The following is a 22,769-nucleotide window of genomic DNA, read 5'->3' on the forward strand; positions in this document are numbered from 1 at the left end:
CCCGCGCCCGCCCCCCCCGCCTTTCTTATTAGAGCCGCCCCCGCCGGGGGGGGGGGGGGCCCCCCCCCCCCCCCCCCCCCCCCGGGGGGGGGCGGGGGGCCCCCCCCCCCCCCCCCCCCCCGCGTCCAGCGAGAACCGGTTGGACGCGGCCAGCCCCGCCTTGCGCGGCCGGATCACCTGCACCAGCAGCTGGCCGGAGACGGTGAACGCGACCCCGTAGGCGAGGGTGGCCAGCCAGAAGAGCGCGGCGAGCGGTGTCGTCGGGGCCGGGGCGCCGACGTCCCCGACCCGGGTGGCGATGACGGCGGCGAGCCCGACGTGCACCGTGACCATCGTGCCCGCCTTCGCGTCCGCCTGCTGTGTGACCAGCTGGAAGGAGGTCAGCGCGGCCACCGCCGCGGTCAACTCCTGTGTCGCCCGCTCGTGTTCGGTCGTCATTCAGTGCCCACCGTGGTGGAAGTCCGGCAGCTGGAAGTGGTGGTGACCCGGGTCGTGATGGCCGGGGTCGTGGTGACCGGGATCGTGGTGGCCGGGATCGTGGTGGCCCGGGTTGTGGTGATAGGGGTCCGGGTGGTGCGGATCGGGGTGGCGGGGGTCGGGGTGGTACGGGTCCGGGTGGTGGCCGTCGTCAGGGTCGTCGGCGTCGTAGTGGTCGTAGTCGTAGGGGTCGGCGTGGTGCGGGTCCGCGTGGTGGCCGTCGTGTCCGGCGTCGTGGACCCCGTGGTCGCCGTGGGCTCCGTGGTGCCCCGTCTCCTGGTGCGGCTCGCCGGGGTGTTCCTCGTCCGGGCCGTCGAAGTCGGGGTCGGCGGCGGTCGCCGGGGCCTCGGCGCGGCCGCCCGGCAGGACCCACTCGCTCAGCGTCCTGCTCTGGGAGATCACGGTCGCCGCGAGATGGGCCGCGCCCAGCGCCGGGACCACGAACTCCCGCAGCGCGGCCCGCCCCGGCGAGTGGCCCCAGATCACCTGCTCCGGCCCCAGGTCCCGGGCCGGAGCCGACCTCGGCACGTGCAGCCAGGCACTCGACGCGAAGTCCTTCTCCTGGAGGACCACGTCGATACGGCGGAACTCCTCCGCCGACAGCCCGTGCGCCTGGGGCAGGATCACGTCCCGGTAGATGCCGTCCGACACGGCGAGCGCCAGGTCGCCGGCCGGGTCGGTCTCCAGCGCCTGCCGTACCGGACCGGAGTCGATCAGCCGGTTGACCAGCACCACGCAGTCGCCGAGGTACCCCCGGTCGGCCCGGGAGATCGCCCCCTGGCCGATACCGGCCCGCATCCGCAGCCTGCCGAACAGCCCGGGCGCGCGGTTCGCCTGGTAGAGGCCGTCGCGCAGGCCGAGGACCAGCGCCGGGACCGCGCGCACCACGTCCACCCCCGCCGGGAAGACGACCAGCTGGCCGTCGCCCTGGAGCTGCTGCTGCGCCCGCACCCGCAGCACCCTGGCCCGGCGCAGCGCGTGTTCGACCACCAGCCGGAGCCGGTACTGGGCGTCCTCCTGCTCGGGGTAGGTGTGGCGGCTGTAGTGGCGCAGGTCCACCGCCAGGCACAGCCGCCTGCGGTACCGGGCCATCACATCCTCACCAGGTCGTCGACCACGTCGTCGAGGTCCATGCCGGCCCGCCGCAACTGCTCGTCCAGCTGGCCGAGTTCGGCACGGCGCTGCTCGACCGCTTCCGTGCCCTGCTCCCGGGTCTCCTGGGCCGCCGCCACACTGCGGGTCAGTTCGTCGATCCGGGCGGACAGCCCGCTGTTGACGGCCTCCGCGATCGGCCGCATGGTCGTGTCCACGAACGACTTGGCGGCCGTACGGGCCTGCTTGGGGGCCTCCAGCCGGATCTGGGTGGCCATCTCCCGGCCCACGGCCTCCCGCATCTTGCCCTCCAGACGGCCGCCCGCCATGTTGCTCTGCACGATGCCCTGGACGACCAGACCGGCGATCAGCGTCGGCAGCCCGAACGGGGTGAACAGCCACACCATGGCGATGGCCATGGTCGGCAGCAGCGAGCGCAGTGCCTCCTTGACGCCGAACTGCGCGCCCACCATGCCGCCGGCCACCCCGCCGAGGACGAAGCCGCCCACCCCGGCCAGGAACCGGGTCAGCGGCGGCTCCTGCTGACGCTCACCGGCCGCCGCGGCGCCGGTCACCCCGGTGAGGTCGACCCGCAGCCGGTCCAGGCGCGCCTCGAAGGAGCCCAGTTCGGTGTTCATCCGCTCGGCGAACTTCTCCAGGTCCTGGGCGATCACCGGTTCCAGGGAGCTCGCCACCCACTGGGCCACCTTCTCCTCGATCTGCTTGGCGGTGCCCGCGGCGATCTCCCCGGCGATCTGCTCGACACGCTCCTTGAGCTTGAGCGGGTTCATGCCGAGCTTGGTGGTGAGGGGGACGTCGGCCGCGACCACCGGGGCCTCGTCCGCGACCGCCGCCAGGAAGCCGCCGAGCAGGTTCTCCACCCGTTCCTGGAGCTGCCGGGTCTGGTTGTCGGTCTCCATGGTGATCTGCCGCGCCTGGGCCTGGAGTTCGCGCAGCGGCTGCTGGGCGCTCTCCCAGCGCCGCTCCAGCTCCCCGCTGCGCGAGTCCAGCATCGCCAGCTCGTGCGGGATGTTGCGGTCCAGCTCACGGGCGAGACCGCTGAGTGCGCGGGCCGGGGCGAGGATCTTCACCTTGTGGCGTTCGGTGGCCAGATAGCGTTCCAGCGCCGCCTCCAGCGCGGCCACCCCGGAGCCCTGGAAGCCGGCGGTGTCCTCGGCGATCCGGGCGCGCAGCGCCGTCTTGCCGTCCACGAAGAAGAAGCGGCCCTGGTCGCGTTCCTCGCCGCGCAGCGCGGTGATGCGGTGCCGGGCGGCGGCCATGACCTCCTCGCGCTCGTGGTCGTCGATGGCGTCGAAGTAGGTGAAGACGAAGAACGGGTCGTGGGCGTCCAGATACGTCGTCAGGAACTGGGACTCGTCCATGCTCATCGGGGCGATGGCATGCTGGAGGAAGATCACCGCGTCGGCCTTGCGGAGGTAGCCGAGGGTGATCTCGTCGCGGCTCTCGTGGTCGTTGAGACCGGGCGAGTCGACCAGCACCACGTTGTTGCGGCACAGCTCCAGCGGCCAGATGACCTCGGCCTTCACATAGGGGTTGCGCTGCTCGTGCGCCTTGTTGTTGACGGTGATCAGGTCGACGAGCCGCTCCGGGGAGACGGACTCCGGGGAGACGGAGTCCTCCTTCCACAGCTGCGCCGCCGGGGCCTCGCCGAACCTGACCTCGGTGATGACCGCGGTGGCGGGCACCGCCTTGACCGGCAGCACCTGCGCGCCCAGCAGGGCGTTGACGAAGGTGGACTTGCCGCGCTTGAAGTCGCCGACGACCATCACGTAGAAGGCGTCGGTGTCCATCCGCTCCAGGATGGCGGAGACCATGCTCTCCGCCCCGCTGTCACCTATCTGTTCGGCGATCTTGCCGAGCTGGCGGCAGATGCCGGTCAGCCGCAGTCGCTGGGCCGCCGCCGCGGCGTAGCCGCCTTCTTCCGTGCCCATGGTCCGTTCGTCCTCTCTGACGCTCTGACGCTCTGATCTGTGAATCTCTGGCTCTCTTGGCTCTCTTGGCTCTCTGTGCGGATCCGGCTCCCGGGTCAGGCCCGGAGTCCGGCGCGGATGCGGGCGCCCAGGGTGGCCGCGGACCGGGCCAGGGACTCCCAGTCCCGGTCGCCGCCGGTCCGCGAGTCGGCCACTGTCCGCCAGGCGTCGTGCCAGGCGAGATGCGACTGCCTCAGCTGTTCGAACACGTCCCCGTAGACCTCGGAGACCATCTCGACCGCCCGCCGCTGGAAGGCGGTGGTGGCCTCGTCGACGACCCGGACGAGCAGCGCGTCCACCTCGCTGCGCTGGGTCTCGGTGGCGGCCCGGATGGACGCCTCGGCGAGCAGCCCGCCGAGCAGGCTGAAACCGGCGCCGTAGATCATCGGCAGCGGGGCCGAGCGGGCGGCGGCGAGCAGGTAGCCGACGATGGCCCCGCCCTGGGCGCCGAGCCGGGTGGCCAGCCGGACCCCGGACAGGTTGGAGACGTCACCGGAGATCTCCGGCTCGACCGACAGCCTCAGCCCGCCCGCGCCCGGGATCCAGCTCGGCCGGGCGCCGGGCAGCCGGGCGGCCACCTCCGCGTCCAGCCAGCCGCTGTCGGCGGTGAGGGCCGGCAGCAGGACGGTCCGCTCGGAGTCCTTGGCCAGGACGGACAGTTCGTGGCGCAGCCGGAACGGCAGGTCACGCTCCCACCAGCCGCGCGGGTCCGCGGCCCGGTCCAGCTCCCAGCGCATCCGTTCGATCATGCCGTCGCGCTTGCTCTGGACGTACTCCCGCAGCCGGGTGGTGAGGGTGAGCTGCCGGGCCGTCAGGTCGATGCGCAGCTGCTCCCACTGGCGCTCCTCGGTCTCCCGCGCCGCCTGTGCCTTCTTCGCCGCCTCCTCGGCCTCCTCGGTGGTGAGCCGGTCCGTCACCATCGTCCGGCTCGCGATCGCGGTCATCGCGTCGCAGTGGTCGGCGACCTGGGCGGCGATCCGCCGGTCGCGCCACACGGCACGGCCGTCCCGCCGGGCGAACCCCTCGGTGAGCGCGTGCAGCGCGGCCACCTCGGCCTTGCCGGCGCCGGGCCCCGGGGCGGCCAGTACGGCCAGGCCGGCCAGTCCGGCGAGCCGTCGCCCGAGGTCCTCCAGGGCCTCCGCCCGGTCCTCCGGGTCGAGCAGGTCGAGCATCGTGACGACGACGGCGACGAAGGGGATGTGCCGGCGCAGCACCTCCTCCTCCAGCAGGCCGCGTTCCGTGATGCCCAGCGGGGACAGCGCGGAGACGACGAACAGCACGGCGTCGCATCCGGCGGCGACCTCGCGCACCTGCTCCAGCTGCTGGTCGTTGCCGAAGTTGACCCCGGGCGTGTCCACCAGTTCGGCGTCCAGCCCGGCCAGCCAGTCGTCGGCCACGGTGAGCGTGACGGAGGGCTCCGGGGCTCCCCCCGTGGTCCCGGAGCCCTCCTCGGGGACGGCCCCGGGGACGGCCCCGGTCAGGCCGTCCCACGCGCCGTGGCCGTCGAGCCGGCGCAGCTCGCGCCGGCCGTCCGGCCAGCGGACGGTGAGCGTCTCGTCCTGGGCGGCCCGCACCACCACCGGGACCCGGGTCACCGGCAGCGAGCCGGTCGGCAGCAGGTCCCGGCCGAGCAGCCGGTTGACCAGGGTGGACTTGCCGCGGTTGAACTCGCCCACCACGGCGACCCGGAACAGGCGCCGGCCCCGCCCGTCGGCCAGCGCCCCCAGGTCCGCCGCGATCCCGTCCAGCCCGTACCCGGCCGCCAGCTCCTGCGCCTCCCGCAGCCAGCCGGGCGTCTCCCCACCGACATCGGCGACATGCGAGGGCACGGCCGGCACACCGGATCCGCCGAGGCCGGTGCCGGTGCCGGTGCCCGTGTTCGCGGTGTCGATGTCGGTGTCGGCAGGGCTGGTGTCGGTGTCGCTGCCGGCGGGGCTGGTGTCGGTGTCGGTGCTCCCGTCGGTGCCGGTGCCGCCGGTTGCGATGGCGGCCGGAGCGACGGTGTCGGCGCTGCCACTGCCGTTGCCACTCCCACTTCCGCTGCCGCCGCCGCTGGCGGTGTCGGTGTCGGTGGTGGCCGTGCCCGTCGTGGTGGCCGACGGCGGGGCGGGTGACGGGGGTTGCTGGGGTTCGGCCTGTATGTCCATGGCTTACGCCTCCTTCGGTGCGTGCACGGTGCCTGAGGTGCGCCGGCGCAGGACGGCGACCTGTTCACGCCGCTCGCGGGCGCCGGCCGCGGTCCGTTCGGCGGCGGCGACGGCCGCGGCCAGCGCGGCCCGCTGGCGTTCGTTGGCCAGGGTGAGCCGGGCGATCTCGTCGCTGAACCCGGCCTCGTACTTCTGCCGGAGCGCCGCGACACTGCCCTCCACGGCCTCGGCGATGCGCTGCAGCGAGACCGCGTGCAGGGCGTCGACCTCGGCGTACGCGGTGGCGATGACCGGGCGCGCCTTCTCCAGGAACTGGGCCCGCGCGGTGTCCCGGCCGCGGGTGCCCATCATGGCTCCGAGGGCGCCGCCGATGACCGTGCCGATACCGGGGGCGATGAAGCTCCCGATGACGGCGCCCGCCGCCGCGCCGCCCCCGGTGCGCCAGTTGCCGACGCTGATCAGTTCGGTGCCGACCGCGGTCAGCGCCGCGTCGACCTCGGACAGGTCCGGTTCGGGCAGGTCCAGGTCGGTCACGGGGACCACGGGCGCGGCCGGTGTCTCGCCGGCCAGACCGGCGAGCGCGCCGTACTGCGCCGCGAAGTCCCGGGCGAGTTCGCCGGCTTCTGCGGACAGCAGCTCACCGGCCTGCCGGGCCGCGGCCCTGGCCGTCTTCCTGGCCTCTTTCCTCAGGTGGCGGCCGACGATCCCGGAGACCTCGGAGGCCGCCTCCCGAATGTTGTCGATCTTGTTGTCGGCGACCGCGGCGACCACCTTCTCGTCCAGCCCGGACCGTCCCGAACCGACCGGGGCGCTCGTCGCGGCGACGCGCGTGCCGGTGTTCACCCGGTCGACGACGCGGCGGGTCCAGGTGTCCAGGAAGCCCGGGAAGTCCGGCAGCGACAGGGCGGCCAGCCCGCGCCCCGCGCGGCCGTGCTCGGCGCGCTGGGCGTCGGCGGTCTCCTCGACGGCCGCCAGCAGCTGGGAGAGCAGGGTCAGCACGGTCGCCGCGATGGCGGCCTCCCGCCGTTCCGCGGCCAGTCGTACCAGCCGCTGCTCCACGGCCCGGAACCGGGCCAGATGGCCGGGGTGGTCCACGGCCGCCCCGCTGCCCCGGTCCGGCGCTTCGGCCTCCCGCAGCGCCCTGCCCGGTGCGCAGGGCAGCAGCAGCGGATCGGCGATCCCGATCGACCTGAGCCGGTCCGCGACGAACGCGACGGTCGCGTTCCGTTCGCCCTCGTCGACCAGATCGATCTTGGTGAGCACGAAGACGCACCGGTCGTGGTGGCCGAGCAGCGGCCCGGTCAGGAAGTCCGCCAGGGTCATCGACATGGCCGCGACGGCCGGCACGACCACCACCGCCAGATCGGCCCGGCCCACGGCGGCCTCGGCCATCTCCCGGTGCCCCGGGTCGGTCACGCTGAACCCGGGGGTGTCCAGGACCGCCACCCCGTCGCCCAGCGGCCGGACCGGGGACCGTACCTCCAGATCCCGCACCGCGAGCGCGAGATCCGTGGTGAGCACCCGGGCCAGCGCGGCCTCCAGGGTGTCAGCGGACGGCGTGCCAGTGGACAGCGTGCCCGCGGACGGCGGTTGCCGCCCGTCGGCCCACTGGTCGAAGGCCGCCGACGGCCAGTCCAGTCCGGTGCCGTCGGCCGTTCTCAGCCGCAGGCCCTCGGTGCCCTCGTGATGCCGGAGCACCGTGGTGACAGTGGTCGTCACCCGCGCCGACGACGGCAGCAGCCGGCGCCGCAGAAAGGCGTTGAGCAGGGTGCTCTTGCCGCTCGACGCCTCGCCGAAGACGGCGATGCGCAGTTCGGGGTCGTCGGCACGGGTCTGGACGGTCCGCAGTGCCGACCACAGCTTGTCGCGACGCGCGGCCGGGAGGTCGAGCTCCCCCAGGACGTCGCGGATCCATTTCAGGTGTTCGCCGACGGCGGGTGCCCATGTTCCGGCCGCCCCGTCGAGCACGGTTTTCCTCCCCACGCCGGCAGCGTAGGGAGAGCGGGGGTGGCCGGTTCCCGTCAGACGATGGGATCGCGGCAAGTAGCTCTTTCGGCCGCCCGCACAGGCCGCCGACGGCAACGGCCCCGCCCTCGGGGAGGGTGGGGCCGCCGTGCCGTCCGCTCGGTTCGCGGCCGGTCAGTCCACCTCGGCCACCGCCTGCGCGAACTGTGCCTTGTACAGCCGTGCGTAGGCGCCGTCCGCGGCCAGGAGGTCCGCGTGCGCGCCCTGTTCCACGATCGAGCCGTTCTCCATCACCAGGATGGTGTCGGCGTCGCGGATGGTCGACAGCCGGTGGGCGATGACGAACGAGGTCCGCCCGTGCGCCAGTTTGGCCATCGCCTTCTGGATGAGGACCTCGGTACGGGTGTCGACCGAGGAGGTCGCCTCGTCGAGGACGAGGATCGTCGGGTCGGACAGGAACGCCCGCGCGATGGTGATGAGCTGCTTCTCACCCGCGCTGACGCCCGTGCCCTCGTCGTCGATGACCGTGTCGTAGCCGTCGGGGAGGGTCCGCACGAACCGGTCGGCGTGGGCCGCCCGGGCCGCCTCCTCGATCTCGCCGCGGGTGACCTCGCGGGAGGCGCCGTACGCGATGTTCTCCGCGATGGTGCCGCCGAACAGCCAGGTGTCCTGGAGCACCATGCCGATCCCGGCGCGTAGCTCGTCCCGGGACATCCGGGTGACGTCGACGCCGTCGAGGGTGATCCGGCCGCCGGAGACGTCGTAGAACCTCATCAGCAGGTTCACGAGGGTCGTCTTGCCGGCGCCGGTCGGGCCGACGATCGCGACCGTGTGGCCGGGCTCGACCGTCAGGGAGAGGTCCTCGATGAGCGGCTTCTCCGGGTCGTAGCGGAAGGAGACGTGCTCCAGCGCCACCCGCCCGCGCAGCTCGGCGGGGCGTTCGCCCGGCACCGGGTCGGCCTCCTGCTCCTCCGCGTCGAGGAGTTCGAAGATCCGCTCGGCGGAGGCGACACCGGACTGCACCAGGTTGGCCATGGAGGCGACCTGGGTCAGCGGCATCGAGAACTGCCGGGAGTACTGGATGAAGGCCTGGACGTCACCGATGGAGAGCGCGCCCGACGCGACCCTGAGGCCGCCGACCACGGCCACCAGCACGTAGTTCAGGTTCGACACGAACATCATCAGCGGCTGCATCACACCGCTGTTGAACTGCGCCTTGAACCCGGCCTCGTACAGCGCGTCGTTCTGCTCGGCGAACTGCTTCGCCGACTCCTCCTGGCGGCCGAACACCTTCACCAGGGTGTGCCCGGTGTACATCTCCTCGACGTGGGCGTTCAGCTTGCCCGTCGAGCGCCACTGCTGCACGAAGTGCGGCTGCGAGCGCTTGCCGATGCGGGTCGCGACCACGAAGGACAGCGGCACGGTGACCAGGGCGACCAGGGCGAGGATCCAGGACACCCAGAACATCACCGCGAGCACGCCGATGATGGTGAGCAGCGAGTTGATGAGCTGGCCCATCGACTGCTGCAGGGTCTGGCCGATGTTGTCGATGTCGTTGGTGGCGCGGGAGAGGACCTCGCCGCGCTGCCGCTTGTCGAAGTACGACAGCGGCAGGCGCGACAGCTTCCCCTGGACGTCCTCGCGCATCCGGTACATCGTGCGGTTGACCGCCCGGTTGACCAGGCGCGTCGCCACCGCCATCAGGAGGCCGGCGACGAGGTACGTGCAGAGCGCGAAGAGCAGGACGTTGCCGACCTGGTCGAAGTCGATGCCCTTGCCCGGGGTGAAGTCGGTGGATTTGAGCATGTCGGCGACCGTGTCCTGGCCGCGTTCGTGCATGGACTGCAGGACCTGGTCCTTGGTGGTCCCGGCCGGCATCTGCTTGCCGATGACACCGGCGAACACCAGGTCGGTGGCGCGGCCGAGGATCTTGGGGCCGATCACGTTGAGGGTGACGCTCGCGACCACGCAGAACAGCAGCACGTAGATCGTGAGCTGTTCGGGTTTGAACCGGGCGATCAGTCGTTTGCCCGAGTTCTTGAAGTCCATCGAGCGCTGGTCGGGGCCGCCCCCGGCCATCATGCGTCCCATGGGCCCGGCCATCAGGCGGCCTCCGCTTCCGTCAGCTGGGAGAGCACGATCTCCCGGTAGGTCTCGTTGTCGGCCATGAGGTCGTGGTGCCGGCCGGTGCCGACGACCCGTCCCTCGTCGAGGACGACGATCCGGTCGGCGTCCCTGATGGTCGCCACCCGCTGGGCGACGATGACGACGGTCGCCTCGGCGGTCTCCCGGCCGAGCGCGGCGCGCAGGGCCGCGTCGGTCGCGTAGTCGAGGGCGGAGAAGGAGTCGTCGAAGAGGTAGATCTCCGGGCGCTGCACGAGCGTACGGGCGATGGCGAGGCGCTGGCGCTGGCCGCCCGAGACGTTGGTGCCGCCCTGGGCGATGGGCGCGTTCAGCCCGCCCTCCAGCTTCTCCACGAAGCCCTTGGCCTGCGCCACCTGCAGCGCGTGCCACAGCTCCTCGTCGGTGGCGTCCGGGTTGCCGTAGCGCAGGTTGGTCGCCACGGTCCCCGCGAACAGGTACGGCTTCTGCGGCACCAGGCCCACCGTCCTGGCGAGCAGCTTCGGCTCCAGCCCCGAGACGTCCTCGCCGTCCACGAGGACGGAGCCGTCCGTGGCGTCGAAGAGGCGGGCCACCAGGCCGAGCAGGGTGGACTTGCCGCTGCCGGTGGAACCGATCACGGCGGTCACCTCGCCGGGCCGGGCCACCAAGTCGACGGCCTTGAGCACCGGCTCCTCGGCCCCCGGGTAGCAGAAGCCCGCGCCCCGGATCTCCAGGTGCCCGTGGCGCCGCAGCTCGATCACCGGCGCGCTCGGCGGGACGACGCTGGACTCGGTGTCCAGGACCTCCTCGATGCGCTCGGCGCAGACCTCCGCGCGCGGCACCATCATGAACATGAAGGTGGCCATCATCACGGACATCACGATCTGCATGAGGTAGGCGAGGAACGCGGTCAGATCGCCGATCGCCATCTGGCCGCTGTCGATCCGGTGCGCACCGAACCACACCACCGCGATCGACGACACGTTCACCGTGGTCATGACGATCGGGAACATCAGCGCGAGCATGTTGCCGGTGGCCAGCTGCATCTCGGTGAGATCGCGGTTGGACTTCCCGAACCGCCCCTGCTCGTACTCGTCGCGGACGAACGCGCGGATCACCCGGTTGCCGGTGATCTGCTCGCGCAGCACCCGGTTCACCGTGTCCAGGCGCACCTGCATGGCCCGGAACAGCGGCCGCAGCCGGCGCACGATCAGCGTCACGCTGATCCCCAGCACGGGGACGACGGCGACCAGCACCCCGGACAGCGGAACGTCCAGGCCGAGGGCGAGCACGATGCCGCCGACACACATGATGGGCGCCGACGCCATCAGGGTGAACGCCATCAGGACCAGCATCTGGACCTGCTGTACGTCGTTCGTCGTACGGGTGATGAGCGAGGGCGCCCCGAAGTGACCCACCTCACGCGAGGAGAAGGACTGCACCCGGTCGAAGACGGCGGCCCGCACGTCCCGGCCGAGCGCCGACGCGGTTCTGGCGCCGTAGTAGACGGCACCGACGTTGCACACCACCTGGGCGAGCGAGATGGCGATCATCAGGGCGCCGAAGGACAGGATGTAATCCGTGTCACCCTTCACGACGCCGTTGTCGATGATGTGCGCGTTGAGCGTGGGCAGGTAGAGAGTGGCGCAGGTCTGCAGGAACTGCAGCAGCACCAGGATGGAGATGGGTTTCCTGTAGGGCCTGAGATAGGTCCGCAGAAGTCGTATGAGCACGCTACGTCTCTCGGAGTCGGCGGTGGGGTGGGTTCGCGTGCCCGCCGCGGTGGGCGGGTCGCTTGCCCTAGGCCCCTATCGTCCGACACTCCACCCGCGTTACCTCAACCGATTAACCCGAGAGCGGATGCCTTGCGGCACCGGGGGCGCACGATTACGCCCGAAACGCCCCCGGATGGGTCTGTTCGCGCACCGACACGTACTGCTGCCGAACGGCCTGCCCCACGGCCAGTTCGTCCCCGGGCTCCAGCACCTGGGCCGCCGCCCCCTGCCACACCGGCGGGGTGCGCGGGTCCAGCGTCCCCTGCGAGACCCCGAGCGCCCAGGCCGCCTGCCGGGCCGCCCCGATCGCCGCGTAGTCCGCCGGCTGCGGTACGACGACCTGCGCGCCGAACAGCATCGGCGCCGCCGCCTGCACGGCCGGCAGCTCGGCGGCCCCGCCGAGCAGGAAGACCCGCCGCACCTCCACACCCCGGCCGCGCAGCACGTCGAGCGCGTCGGCGAGCCCGCACAGCATCCCCTCGAAGGAGGCCCGCGCCAGATGCTCCGCCCTCATCGACTCCCGGCGCAGCCCGGCCAGCGTCCCGGCGGTGTGCGGCAGGTTCGGCGTCCGCTCGCCCTCCAGGTACGGCAGCATGACCAGCCCGTGCGAGCCGGGCGTCGACTTCATCGCCAGGTCGGACAGGCTCTCCAGATCGGCCAGGCCCAGCAGCTCCGCGGTCCCGCGCAGGGTCCGTACGGCGTTGAGCGTGGTGACGACCGGCAGATGCATCCCGGTGGCGTCGGCGAGCGAGGTGATCATCCCGGAGGGGTCGGCCAGCGCCTCCGGATGCACGGCCATGACCGACCCCGAGGCGCCCAGCGACACGACGGCGTCCCCGAAGCCGAGCCCCAGCCCGAACGCGGCGGCCATCGTCTCGCCGGTCCCCGCGGAGATCAGCAGCCCCTCCGGGGTCGTACCGGCCGCGTCGGACGGCCCGATCACCTCGGGCAGCATCACCTGGTGCCCCAGCGCGAGTTCGACGAGGTCGGGCCGGTACCCGCCGGTCGCCGCCGACCAGTACCCGGTCCCGGAGGCACCCCCGCGATCGGTGGTCCGCCGCACCGGCCGCCCCAGCAGCTGCCACACCAGCCAGTCGTGCGCCTGCAGCAGTACGGCGGTGCGCCGGGCGTTCTCCGGCTCGGTCTTCGCCAGCCAGCGCAGCTTGGTCACCGGCTGGGCCGCCTGGGGGACGCACCCCACGGCCTGCGCCCAGGCCTCGCGGCCGCCGAGCGCGTCGAGCAGATCGGCCGCCGCCACCTGGGCGCGCTTGTCGCCGCCGACCATCGCCGGGCGGACCGTGTTGCCCTGGGCGTCCAGCGGGACCAGCGCGTTCTGCTGCGCCGACACGCCGATGGCCTGCACGCCCTCGAGGAGACCGCCGCCGGCGGCCTCGCCGAGGGAGAGCAGCCAGGCCTGCGGGTCGACGTCACTGGCGCGCCCCGCGCCCGTGCCCGCGCCCTCCGGCGTGTCGACCGGGTGCGGTGCGTATCCCTGGCGGAGCACCGCACCCGTGTCCGTGTCACAGACCACGATGCGAGTGAAATCCGGTGAGCTGTCCAACCCGGCGACTATCCCCATGACCGAAATTCTGCCGCACGCTCCGCTGTGGTTCGGCCGAGGGCGCCGTTCGGGTGGGGGCCGCGTTTCGGGTGCGGGGGCGTCGGGGCTGGTCGCGCGGTTCCCCGCGCCCCTGGGGGTTGTCGTCGGGCGTTTTGAAAGGCGGACCTACGTGTTGCTGGTGCCCCAGTCGTCCGCTCCGTCGGCCCGGCTGCGCTCGCGCAGGGAGCGGACGCGGGCGGCGACGGAGTCGGGCATGTGGTCGCCGACCTTTGCGCTGACCGAGTGGAAGGCCTTGCCGGCGTAGACGCGGCCCTGCTGGGCGGCGGTCTCGGCGGTGTTGCGGACCGCCGGGTTCTGGGCGACCTGCCGGGCCGACTTCTTCAGCTGCTCGTAGCGCTCGCGTCCGGCCCTGGTACCGAGCACGTAACCGAGAGCGAGCCCGACGACGAACGTGAGCTTGTAGCGCATGGTGACCACCCTTCCCTCGTGGGGGAGTCTCGTGGGGGGAACCGATTGGCGGAGCACCCCCCTGCTTGCGCTAATGTATGTGTCGCAGCGAGCGCCCGCCCCCTGGCGAATACCCAGGTAGGTGCGTTCGATGCGACGAGGCATTCCTCCGTAGCTCAATTGGCAGAGCAGCCGGCTGTTAACCGGCAGGTTACTGGTTCGAGTCCAGTCGGGGGAGCTCGGTCCTCCGTAGCTCAATTGGCAGAGCAGCCGGCTGTTAACCGGCAGGTTACTGGTTCGAGTCCAGTCGGGGGAGCATGCTGAACGAGGACCCCTTGTGGGGTCCTTTTTCATGTCCCGGGGAACCGCCGGGCCTGCACCGATGTCCTGAAGGTCGTGAACGTCGCGCTTCGCCGACCATCCGAAGCAGGAGATCGTATGAGCGGCTATGCTGCGGCAGACGGCGCGCACACATGTACGCGACACGCCGCTATGGGGCGGTAGCTCAGCCGGTTAGAGCAGCGGACTCATAATCCGTCGGCCGTGGGTTCGAGTCCCACCCGCCCCACCATGCAGGTACCTGACCTGCGGAAACGTCTCATCTCGCGTAAGGATTCAGGGCTTTGGGTTGCGGGGCTGAATCCGCTGCTCGTGAGTTCAACTCCGCTGCTGTCGGCTTTAGTTCGGATCGCCCTGACCTGGGAAGATGTCTTGGTTCGGGGTAGGTGCGGGGCTCCGCAGGCGGTGTGTGGGAGGGGTTTGGCCCCCGATTCTGGACGCTGGCTGGACGCGGGGAATCGGAAGGTGCTGTCCGGTGACCTTCGAGTGTGCCGCTTCGGTGGTGCAGGCGGTTGGGATCCGCGCTCACGCGAAGCCTGGTGTCTGTCCGGACGGCCCGTAGTGGAGCAGGGTGAGTCCGGCTTCCTCGGCGGCGGCCGCCACGAGGAGATCGACGGGACCCGCGCTGCGGTGCTCTTCCTTGGCCGTCAGCTGCTCTTGGATGATGCGGGAGCGGCGGTAGACGCCGTCGGGGCACCAGGCGTAGTGGGCGTCGAGGGCCGCCTTTATGCGGGTGCGGTCCGTGGCCGAACGGACCGAGTGCAGGACTTCCAGTTCGGTGAGGTCGCAGATCGCGACGAGGCCGGCGGCGATCCTGTCGTCCCATTCGGTCGTGTTCTGGCGGAGCAGGACGAGGGCGAGGGCGGAGGCGTCGATGAGGTAGTCGGCGACGGTCACTCGTCGGCTCCGGCGCTCGGGACGTCACCCGCACTCGTGGGTCGGTAGCCATCCTTGTCCGGCAACAGGTCCATGTCCAGGGCACTGTCGGCCACCAGGCTGCGGGCTTCTTCAAGTGCGCGCAGACATCGGTAGCGGGCGGTGACTTCCCGTAGGGCGGTGTTGATGGTGTCGCGCTTGGTGGTGGTGCCCAGTTCCTTGGCCGCTTCCTCCAGTGCCTCGTCGTCGAGGTCGATGACCGTGCGACTCATGATGTCCTCAGTCACATTCAGGCTGCGTATATCAAGATACTTGATCCTTTATATACCGGCCGGGCTCCGGGGCGGAGAGACCGCACACGGAAGAAGGCCCTCGCCTTGCGGCGGGGGCCTTCGACCTCCTGCCGAGCCGTGATGAACCGGCAGGGTCGTGGCGGCGGTGCGGGTCAGCGCAGGGCGCTGACCTCGGTTGCCGACAGTGTGCGCGGGTAGACGTGGACGTCGGCGACGGAGCCGGGGAAGGCCAGGTACGGGGTGGTGGCGGAGGCGCTGTTGATGCAGCCGCCGATGGTGAGGGGGAGGGAGGAGTCGTACTGGGGGCTGAGGTTGGTGGCGGTCCCGATCAGGGTGCTGTTCTGGTAGAGGGCCATGTTGCCGGTGGTGGAGCCTCCCGGGACCGGTGCCCGGAAGGTGGCGACCAGGTGGGTCCAGGTGCCGACCGGGCCGGAGTTGTTGTCTCCTTCGGCGGTGGGGAAGTCGGCGTTGTCGTCGTTGGTGGTGGTGGTCTGGAACATCCAGGCGGCGCTGGACTTGTCGTAGGAGAGGTAGAAGGACTGGTGCTGGGTGGTGCCCTGGCAGACGGCGGTGGTGCCGAGGGCAGAGTTGATCTTCACCCAGGCAGAGACGGTGTAGTCGCCGAGTGTGTTGACCGCGCTCTGCTTGCTCTTGAGGAAGCCGGTGCTGCCGTCGAAGGCGACGCTGCCGGACAGCCCGCTCGGCGCGTCGCTGCCGTAGGTGGCGCCGCCGGTGGCGGTGACCGGGTTGAGGGAGGCGGTGTCGGTGCCGTTCGATCCGAGCTTCCACTCGTCCTCGGGCATGCCGTTGTCCCAGCCGGTCGGCACGATCACGCTTGCCGCGTCGGCATCGCCGGCCTCCATCGCGTACGGGTAGACCTGCACGTCCGAGACGGAGCCCGGGAACGCGTTGTACGGCGAGGTCGCTGCGGGGTCGTTGATGCAGCCGCCGACGGTCAGGGGCATCGACGAGTCGTACTGCGGGGTGAGGTTGGTGGCGGTCCCCATCAGGGTGCCGTTCTGGTAGATGGACATCACGCCGCTGTCGGCGTCGCCGTCCACGGGGGCGGTGTAGGTGACCAGGAGGTGGGTCCAGGTGCCCACGGCCCCGGTGTTGGTGTCGCCTTCCGCGGTGGGGAAGTCGGCGTTGTCGTCGTTGGTGGTTGTGGTCTGGAACATCCAGCCCTTGTTGCCCCGGTCGTAGCCGATATAGAACGCCTGGTGCTGGCTGGTTCCCTCACAGATGGCCGTGGCCGGATTATCCGTGGAGTCGAGCTTCACCCAGGCGGAGACGGTGTAGTCGGCGAGGGTGTTGACGGCGGTGTGGTCGCTCTCCAGGAATCCGGTGCTCCCGTCGAAGGAGGTGGCGGTGGCCGGCGCGTTGACCGCGTCTGGTCCGGTCGAGCCGAAGGTCGCCCCGCCGACCGCGGTGAACGGGTCGTCCCCGCGCGCGTCGGTGCCGTCGGCGGCCAGGTCCCACTCGTTGTCGGGGGTGTCGCTGCCGGTGGCCTCCGGGACGATCAGGTTCGGCGCGATGCCGACGACCTGCGTGTTGGTGTCGTTGAGGTAGCGGGCGGCGAGGTCGTCGTAGTACGTGTTCGACGGGTTGCCGCTGGAGAGGTCCGCCGCCTTCACGGTCGGCGAGGTGGCCGTGCCGTCCGTGGAGACCGCTGCGGCACACCCGCACCGCCTACACGGGTGACAGGACCACCGTCATCCCGCCCACCGGGGCGGTCGCCACCACCACGGTGGCCGACGCGCGCGGTCAGAACACCGAGCTCGACCAGTTCACCGTCGCGCCGACCGTGGGCGGCAACGCGACCGACGGCTTCACCGTCACCGGTGGGACGTCCCACGCCACCCGCTACGGGTACGACGCGGCCGGCCTTCAGAACAAGGTGACCGGCCCCGACAACGCGGTGTGGGGCTTCGGCTACGACCTGCTGGGCCGCAAGACCTCGCAGGCGGACCCGGACGCCGGCGCCAGCCACTACGGCTTCGACGACGCCGGGAACCTCGTCTCCACCACCGACTCACGCAACAACGAGCTGGACTTCACCTACGACCTGCTCGGCCGCAAGCTGACCGAGACGGACAAGGCGAAGAACTTCAAGGTCGCCTCGTGGCTGTACGACTCCCTGCGGATCGGCCAGCTGACCTCGTCCACCAGCTATGTGCAGGGCGTGACAGGCGGATACACGGTCGCGACGACCGGCTACACCACCCTGGGCAAGTCGACCGGTACGAAGATCACGCTGCCCACGAGCGAGGCACCGCTGCCGGCCAGCTACCAGACCACCTACACCTACACCCCCAAGACGCAGCTGCTGGCCACGCAGGCCGACCCGCGCACCCAGGGCCTGAACAACGAGACCATCACCTACGGGCACGACGTGCTCGGCAACCCCACCACGACCGCGAGCAGCATCCAGACCTACGTCGGCGGCACCGTATACACCAACTACGGCCAGCCCTCGCAGCTCACGCTGGGAGCGTCCACCAACCCCGCCTGGATCACCTACTCCTACGACGACCAGACCCGCAAGCCCACCGAGCGGCTCATCTCGCGCACGCAGGCCCCGGGGCCGCAGGTGGACGACACCACGTACTCCTACGACGCCGCCGGCAACCCGCTGACCACCGCCGACCAGCAGTCCGAGACCGGCAACACGGTCAAGGACACCCAGTGCTACCAGTACGACGCACTGGCCCGGCTGTCCCAGGCATGGACCGCGAAGACCGCCTGCCCGGCGCAGGGTACCGACCCCACCGCCGCGACCGTCGCCGGCACCGCCGGGTCGTACTGGCAGTCCTACAGCTACAACGCCATCGGTGACCGCACCCAGGTGGTCGACCACTCCACCACCGGCGGGGCGGACGTCACCACCGGCTACGTCGAGGGCTGCACCACCGGCTGCAACGCGACCGGCGCCCAGCCGCACACCCTCACCAAGACCACCGGAGGAAGCAACCCGGCCGACTTCGTCTACGACGCCGCGGGCAACCTGCTCACCCGCACCCCCACCGGCAGCGGCGCGGGCCAGAGCCTGACCTGGGACGACGAAGGCCACCTGGCCCAGGTCGACACCACCGGAAGCAGCGCCGGCACCACGAAGTACGTCTACGACGCCGACGGCAACCAGCTGATCCGCCGCGACCCCGGGAAGACCACGCTGTTCGCGGGCGACACCGAGATCGTCGTCAACACCGGCGTGACCCCGAACGTCCTGCTCGGCGCCGTACGCACCTACGCGCACGGCGGTGCCGGCAGCCCGGTGGCGGTCCGCTCCAGCCTGCCCGGCGGAGGCACCGACTACCTCTTCGACGACCCGCACGGCACCGGCACCATGGCCATGGACACCACCACGCAGAAGGTGTCCCGTCAGCAGTACACGCCGTACGGGCAGCAGCGGGCCAACGCCAACGACACCCCGTGGGCGGACCCTACTCACTCGTTCCTCGGCAAGTCCCAGGAGGCCGCGACCGGTTACACCGACGTCGGTGTCCGCAAGTACGACCCGGCGCTGGGGCGCTTCATCAGCGTCGACCCCAAGTTCGAGGCCACCGACCCGCAGGAGCTCGGCGGCTACGCCTACGCCGGTGACAACCCCGTCACCAACGCCGACCCGAGCGGCCAGATGTACCCGGCGGACATGGGCCCCGGGCCGTCCTACCGTCCGCCGACGGACGCGACGGACTGGCTTTTCCGGGGGACCACGGAGGGGTTCGGCGGATCGGCGAACATCCAGTCCACCGGGTCCACGCCGACCTCTTCGGATCCGGGTGTCTCCACCCACTTCGCCACCCAGGCCGCGAACGACTACCACGGCCAGGGCGTGCTCCACATCCTGAACCGGCAGGACCTCGTCGAACTGGAGATAGTGGACAACTACTACCAGTCGATCCCGCACGAGAGTGAGGTGTGGGTCGAGGGGTCCGCCACCGATCTCGCCAAGCGGGCCAGGGTGACGATCCCGGTCGAGCAGGCCAGGAGCATGCTGTCCAAGATGGGGATCGACGTCGATCCGTCCACCAGGCTCGGCGACCTGGACGACAACCTCATCAAGACCCCCAAGCTGACCCCGGCTCAGATCGAGGACTTCGCCAAGAACGCCGGGGCGACCGGCGGTTCGGGCAGCGGTGCCGCCTCGACCGCGAGCAAGCTGGCGGGCTCGGCGGGTGGCGACGCGGGCTTCATCACGGTGGGCGGCGCGCTCAAGGGCAGCCTCTTCGTCGGTGCGGTGGCCCTCTCCGCGTACGACGTCGCCAAGGCGCCGCCCGCGCAGCGGCTCCACACCGCCACCCGGGACGCCGCGGGCCTCGCGGGCGGTCTGGCGGGCGCCACCTACGGGGCGGAGGTAGGTGCGTCCATCGGCTCGGCCATTCCCGGCGCGGGTACCGTCATCGGCGGTGTCGTCGGAGGCGTCGTCGGAGGCCTCATCGGCAGCGGTGTGGCGTCCGATGTGGCCGACAAGGTAATGAACTGGTTCTGACCTGGATGGAGGCATCCGCAGAGTGAGCGGTACCGAGCCTGTCGGACTGCTGAAGGTCGTGATCGTGTACGAGCGGCCCTCAGCGCACACGGTGGTCTGTCATGCCCGTTGCGTCAGTGTGGGGCGGAGTGTCTTCCCCGGCGACGAGGTGCTCCCGGTGGACAGCCCATCGGGAGAGGGGGGTTCCCCGGCCAGGGTGCTTCGGATACACCGAGAGCCCCTCGGGGAGTTCACCGAACTGACCCCCGGCTGGAGCGCCGTCGTACATCTGGAGGCCCCCGAGGGCACGGACCTGTCCTGGGTGCAGCCCATGGTGGACCTCCGGGTGGTGCCGCCGGCGACCGGCCCGGAGCAGGAACGGGCGGACTGAGTGCCGCGGGTGAGAACGTGACCGGTACCGAGCCTGAGGGGCTGCTGCAGGTGGAGACCGTGTACGAGCGGCCCTCGGCGGACAAGGTGGTCTGCCACGCCCGCTGCATCAGTGTGGGGCGGAGTGTCTTCCCCGGCGATTCGGTGCTTCCGGTGGACAGCCCACCGGATCCCGGGGCACTCTCCCCGGCCCGGGTGGTCCGGATCCACCGGGCGCCGTTCGGAGAGTTCTCCGAACTGTCCCCCGGCTGGCACGCCGTCGTCGATCTCGAGAGCGTCGAGGGCGCGGACCTGTCCTGGGTGCAGCCCGACGCGAACCTGCGAGTCGTCCCGCCGGCGACCGGCACGGAGCAGGGACAGGCGGGCTGAGCACCGCCTTTGGCGACTGTCGGCCGGGATTCCGCGTCGGGCCGCAAGGGACGGGACACGCCGGGCAGCCGCCGCGTAGCACAGGTTGTCACACCCACCACGCCTTCATGACGGCACGGGAGAGGCGGCTCCGCGACAGGCCCCCAAGGGCTGGGCGGAGCCTCTACGCGTTGGAACGTACATCCGTTTCTCGCGGTTTCGGCGCTCGTCGCCGAGCTGGGAGGACCGACCCTGTGGCGGCCTGGCTCGTCCATCCGGGACGCGTTCTGGACGCAGGTTGGACACAAGGATCGGAAAAGACTGACAAGGACCGAGAAGGACCGAGACGCCAAACCTGCTCTGACCTGGGAAAACGACCAGGATGAGCATGGATCGACAAGGGTCGCCAAGATCCTCAAAGGACTCATAATCCGTCGGCCGTGGGCTCGAGTCCCACCCGCCCCACTCGTGCAGGTCTTTGATCTGCGGAAACGTTGTTTTTGTCCTGTCGGATTGTCAACTTCGCCTGAATAGACTGAATCCGCTGCTCGTGAGTTCAGCCTCGTTGCCGGTGTCGGCATTGCGAATGCCCCTGACCTGCGCGGATGTTCCAGTTCGCGGCGGTTGAACTTGCGGTACGTGGCTCCTGCGGCTGGTTGGGCACTGGATTCTGGACGCTGGCTGGGCGCGGGGAAACCGGAGGGGGCGCTCCGGTGCCGAGCCATCCAGTCTGACCAAGGGGTGGCGGGGTCGGTGCGGTGTGGCGGCAACCGGGCTCGTCGGGATCATGTGGCTGTCGTCGAGGCCGGATCGGCACGAAGGAGAAACGGCCCGTACTGAAAACGGCCCAGATCGCACCAAGGAGTCGCCTCCCTGCCTCACGGTTTCGGCGAGGCAGGTAAGTCGACGGTTGCCGACGCGCCCCGTTCAGCTGGTCGGACTACGGACTGCTGTAGCTGACCTGTTCTGACGCCCGTTTGAGGAGGCCTCCGGCATCGTGATCACCACCCATGTAGAGACGCGCACCCCCGACCAGCTGTCCACGACCTCGGCCACTGCTGCGATGCCCGTGCTGTACGTGCCGGACATCCACATCGCCGCGACGGTCTTCTAACGGGAGCTGGTCGGGACGAAGTGGGCGTGCACGGTATTCCTACGAGACCCCGAGGAGGGCCCCATCCGGCTGGAAGCGGGAGAGGAAGTTCCCGAGCGGCTCGTCCCACTCTTCCCGAATCCGGCCGCGTGGTCGGGAGAGGGTCCCTCTCCGGATGAGGCCACTCGAACCCGGTCGGTGCGGAAGAGACACCGACCGTGGCGGATTCTGCCTCGGAGTCGGAGTCGGAGTCGGAGCCCGTCAAGGCTCCAAGGCGACGCACCGCGATGGCAGCCGGTACACATGCGTAGGTAGCGGCACGTCACCAGTGAGGCTCTGCACCGTCACGGTGCCGACCCTCGCCTCGTACGACAGGAGCATCTGATGGACATCGCTGTACACGCCTGGCTGCTGGCTCAGCTCGGCCCCACCACGGACACTGTCAACCTGGACGCACGCTACGCGCGCCTGATCTCAGCTCGCACTGTCGCAAACGAGGTCCCTGGCTGAGCGGCGCGCGAAGCTGCTTGCTGACCCGTTCGGCATGACTGTGGACGGTGTGGTCACCATCGACCAGGGCGACAACCTATCGGGGCTCGAACGCCAGATCACCGCGCTCGTGGATCTAGTCGCGCCGGACGAACTGGCCGACGGAAGACACTGACCTTGTGACCACGTCGCCGCTACGCGCTCGCCGAGGCCGGTAGATGGCATGCCGTACGAGAGGCCACCGCTGGTGTCCGGAGACCCGGACGAGATCGCACGCCGTGTCGCGGCCGTACTTGAAGCTGCTTGACAGCGACTCGCCGCCCACAGCGCGCCGTCCTCGCCCAGCTAGCTGACAACCCGAGGACGCCGCACACCGTGGCGACGCTGGAAGGGTTCAAGCAGCCGATCCGCGCCTTTCGTTAACGCGCCGACGAGGATGCCCGGCAGTTTGTTTAACGGCAGCTGCCTTACCTGTACGCCGCCGACGCTCAATCTGCAGCCGAAGCCCTCGACGTGACCTTCACCTGGATCACCTTCCACCGCGACGCCTTAGAGGCGCTCGAGGCCGACTCCTATGCCGACTTCCTGCGCCGCCCCCAGGAGGCCGAGCGGATGCCGAACCAGTTCTATGGGCGGCGCGAGACGCGGGCCGCCGGGAGGGAGGTTTCGCTGTTTGCAGCGGGCAATATGACGGCGAAGCAGGCTGCGAAGAATCTGGCGGTCAAACTCGCGGCTGGCACAAGCTGACTCACATCGTTCACCGCAACGGTGCTCGCGTCCCGGTTCGTGCCTGGGCTGAGGCCGCTATCCTCGCCAAGTCGGCCGTCGCCTACAACGCCGATACCTTCAACCGGATCCGCCAGGCGGGCGTCGCGGTGGTGGAGGTCTTCGATGGCCTGGATTGCGGCGGGA

Annotated in this window: 16 protein-coding genes and 3 tRNA genes; 8 read left to right on the forward strand and 11 right to left on the reverse strand. The window is 70.6% G+C overall.

Annotated elements, in window-relative coordinates:
* Positions 1-226 precede the first annotated feature (226 nt).
* Positions 227-484 carry a hypothetical protein gene (locus ACGFZS_RS01570; protein ID WP_393793426.1) on the forward strand — a complete coding sequence of 86 codons (258 nt, stop codon included), beginning with the start codon at positions 227-229 and terminating at the stop codon, positions 482-484.
* On the opposite strand, the gene ACGFZS_RS01575 is transcribed toward ACGFZS_RS01570, so the two are convergent.
* The 8 genes from ACGFZS_RS01575 to ACGFZS_RS01610 all read right to left on the reverse strand — a co-directional run bounded on the left by ACGFZS_RS01575 (position 439) and on the right by ACGFZS_RS01610 (position 13,579).
* Positions 439-1,569, reverse strand: coding sequence for a hypothetical protein (locus ACGFZS_RS01575; RefSeq protein ID WP_393793427.1), 1,131 nt, complete (start codon positions 1,567-1,569; stop codon positions 439-441). The genes ACGFZS_RS01570 and ACGFZS_RS01575 overlap by 46 nt on opposite strands.
* Positions 1,569-3,521, reverse strand: a complete 1,953-nt coding sequence (locus ACGFZS_RS01580) for a dynamin family protein (RefSeq protein ID WP_393793428.1) — start codon at positions 3,519-3,521, stop codon at positions 1,569-1,571. The genes ACGFZS_RS01575 and ACGFZS_RS01580 overlap by 1 nt, the downstream gene beginning before the upstream one ends.
* A gap of 95 nt (positions 3,522-3,616) precedes the next feature.
* Entirely contained in the window at positions 3,617-5,707 is a 2,091-nt protein-coding gene (locus ACGFZS_RS01585) for a dynamin family protein (RefSeq protein ID WP_393793429.1), read from the reverse strand.
* Positions 5,708-5,710: 3 nt separating this feature from the next.
* Positions 5,711-7,690 carry a dynamin family protein gene (locus tag ACGFZS_RS01590; protein WP_393793430.1) on the reverse strand — a complete coding sequence of 660 codons (1,980 nt, stop codon included), beginning with the start codon at positions 7,688-7,690 and terminating at the stop codon, positions 5,711-5,713.
* Between the two features lie 156 nt (positions 7,691-7,846).
* Positions 7,847-9,775 carry an ABC transporter ATP-binding protein gene (locus ACGFZS_RS01595; RefSeq protein WP_393656479.1) on the reverse strand — a complete coding sequence of 643 codons (1,929 nt, stop codon included), beginning with the start codon at positions 9,773-9,775 and terminating at the stop codon, positions 7,847-7,849.
* Positions 9,775-11,508, reverse strand: coding sequence for an ABC transporter ATP-binding protein (locus ACGFZS_RS01600; protein ID WP_393793431.1), 1,734 nt, complete (start codon positions 11,506-11,508; stop codon positions 9,775-9,777). The genes ACGFZS_RS01595 and ACGFZS_RS01600 overlap by 1 nt, the downstream gene beginning before the upstream one ends.
* A 154-nt stretch (positions 11,509-11,662) precedes the next feature.
* Positions 11,663-13,129 (reverse strand): FGGY-family carbohydrate kinase, encoded by a 1,467-nt coding sequence (locus ACGFZS_RS01605; RefSeq protein WP_393793432.1) that lies wholly within the window; start codon positions 13,127-13,129, stop codon positions 11,663-11,665.
* A gap of 147 nt (positions 13,130-13,276) precedes the next feature.
* Positions 13,277-13,579, reverse strand: a complete 303-nt coding sequence (locus tag ACGFZS_RS01610) for a YtxH domain-containing protein (RefSeq protein WP_393793433.1) — start codon at positions 13,577-13,579, stop codon at positions 13,277-13,279.
* 144 nt (positions 13,580-13,723) lie between these two features.
* Here ACGFZS_RS01610 and ACGFZS_RS01615 point away from each other — a divergent pair.
* The 3 genes from ACGFZS_RS01615 (at position 13,724) to ACGFZS_RS01625 (ending at position 14,129) form a co-directional block, all read left to right on the forward strand.
* Positions 13,724-13,796 (forward strand) — tRNA-Asn (locus ACGFZS_RS01615).
* A 5-nt stretch (positions 13,797-13,801) separates the two neighbouring features.
* A tRNA-Asn gene (locus tag ACGFZS_RS01620) sits at positions 13,802-13,874 on the forward strand.
* A gap of 178 nt (positions 13,875-14,052) precedes the next feature.
* A tRNA-Ile gene (locus ACGFZS_RS01625) sits at positions 14,053-14,129 on the forward strand.
* A gap of 293 nt (positions 14,130-14,422) precedes the next feature.
* On the opposite strand, the gene ACGFZS_RS01630 is transcribed toward ACGFZS_RS01625, so the two are convergent.
* The 3 genes from ACGFZS_RS01630 to ACGFZS_RS01640 form a co-directional block, all read right to left on the reverse strand.
* Positions 14,423-14,794, reverse strand: coding sequence for a PIN domain-containing protein (locus ACGFZS_RS01630; RefSeq protein ID WP_393793434.1), 372 nt, complete (start codon positions 14,792-14,794; stop codon positions 14,423-14,425).
* Positions 14,791-15,045, reverse strand: a complete 255-nt coding sequence (locus ACGFZS_RS01635) for a type II toxin-antitoxin system VapB family antitoxin (RefSeq protein WP_393793435.1) — start codon at positions 15,043-15,045, stop codon at positions 14,791-14,793. Before ACGFZS_RS01635 ends, ACGFZS_RS01630 begins: the two co-directional genes overlap by 4 nt.
* Before the next feature lie 173 nt (positions 15,046-15,218).
* Complete coding sequence (locus ACGFZS_RS01640; RefSeq protein ID WP_393793436.1) at positions 15,219-16,700, reverse strand: LamG domain-containing protein; 1,482 nt, start codon at positions 16,698-16,700, stop codon at positions 15,219-15,221.
* Between the two features lie 113 nt (positions 16,701-16,813).
* Between ACGFZS_RS01640 and ACGFZS_RS01645 the strand changes: the two genes are divergently transcribed.
* From ACGFZS_RS01645 to ACGFZS_RS01660, 4 genes are all read left to right on the forward strand, one after another.
* Positions 16,814-19,558: an RHS repeat-associated core domain-containing protein gene (locus ACGFZS_RS01645; protein WP_393793437.1), complete on the forward strand. Its 2,745-nt coding sequence runs from the start codon at positions 16,814-16,816 to the stop codon at positions 19,556-19,558.
* Between the two features lie 196 nt (positions 19,559-19,754).
* Entirely contained in the window at positions 19,755-19,928 is a 174-nt protein-coding gene (locus tag ACGFZS_RS01650; protein ID WP_393793438.1) for a hypothetical protein, read from the forward strand.
* 17 nt (positions 19,929-19,945) lie between these two features.
* On the forward strand, positions 19,946-20,296 hold the full coding sequence (locus tag ACGFZS_RS01655) for a hypothetical protein (protein ID WP_393793439.1): 351 nt from the start codon (positions 19,946-19,948) through the stop codon (positions 20,294-20,296).
* Between the two features lie 2,074 nt (positions 20,297-22,370).
* Positions 22,371-22,604 (forward strand): hypothetical protein, encoded by a 234-nt coding sequence (locus tag ACGFZS_RS01660; RefSeq protein WP_393793440.1) that lies wholly within the window; start codon positions 22,371-22,373, stop codon positions 22,602-22,604.
* Positions 22,605-22,769: the final 165 nt, after the last annotated feature.

It is taken from the genome of Streptomyces sp. NPDC048288 (assembly GCF_043201555.1).
Lineage (GTDB): Bacteria > Actinomycetota > Actinomycetes > Streptomycetales > Streptomycetaceae > Streptomyces.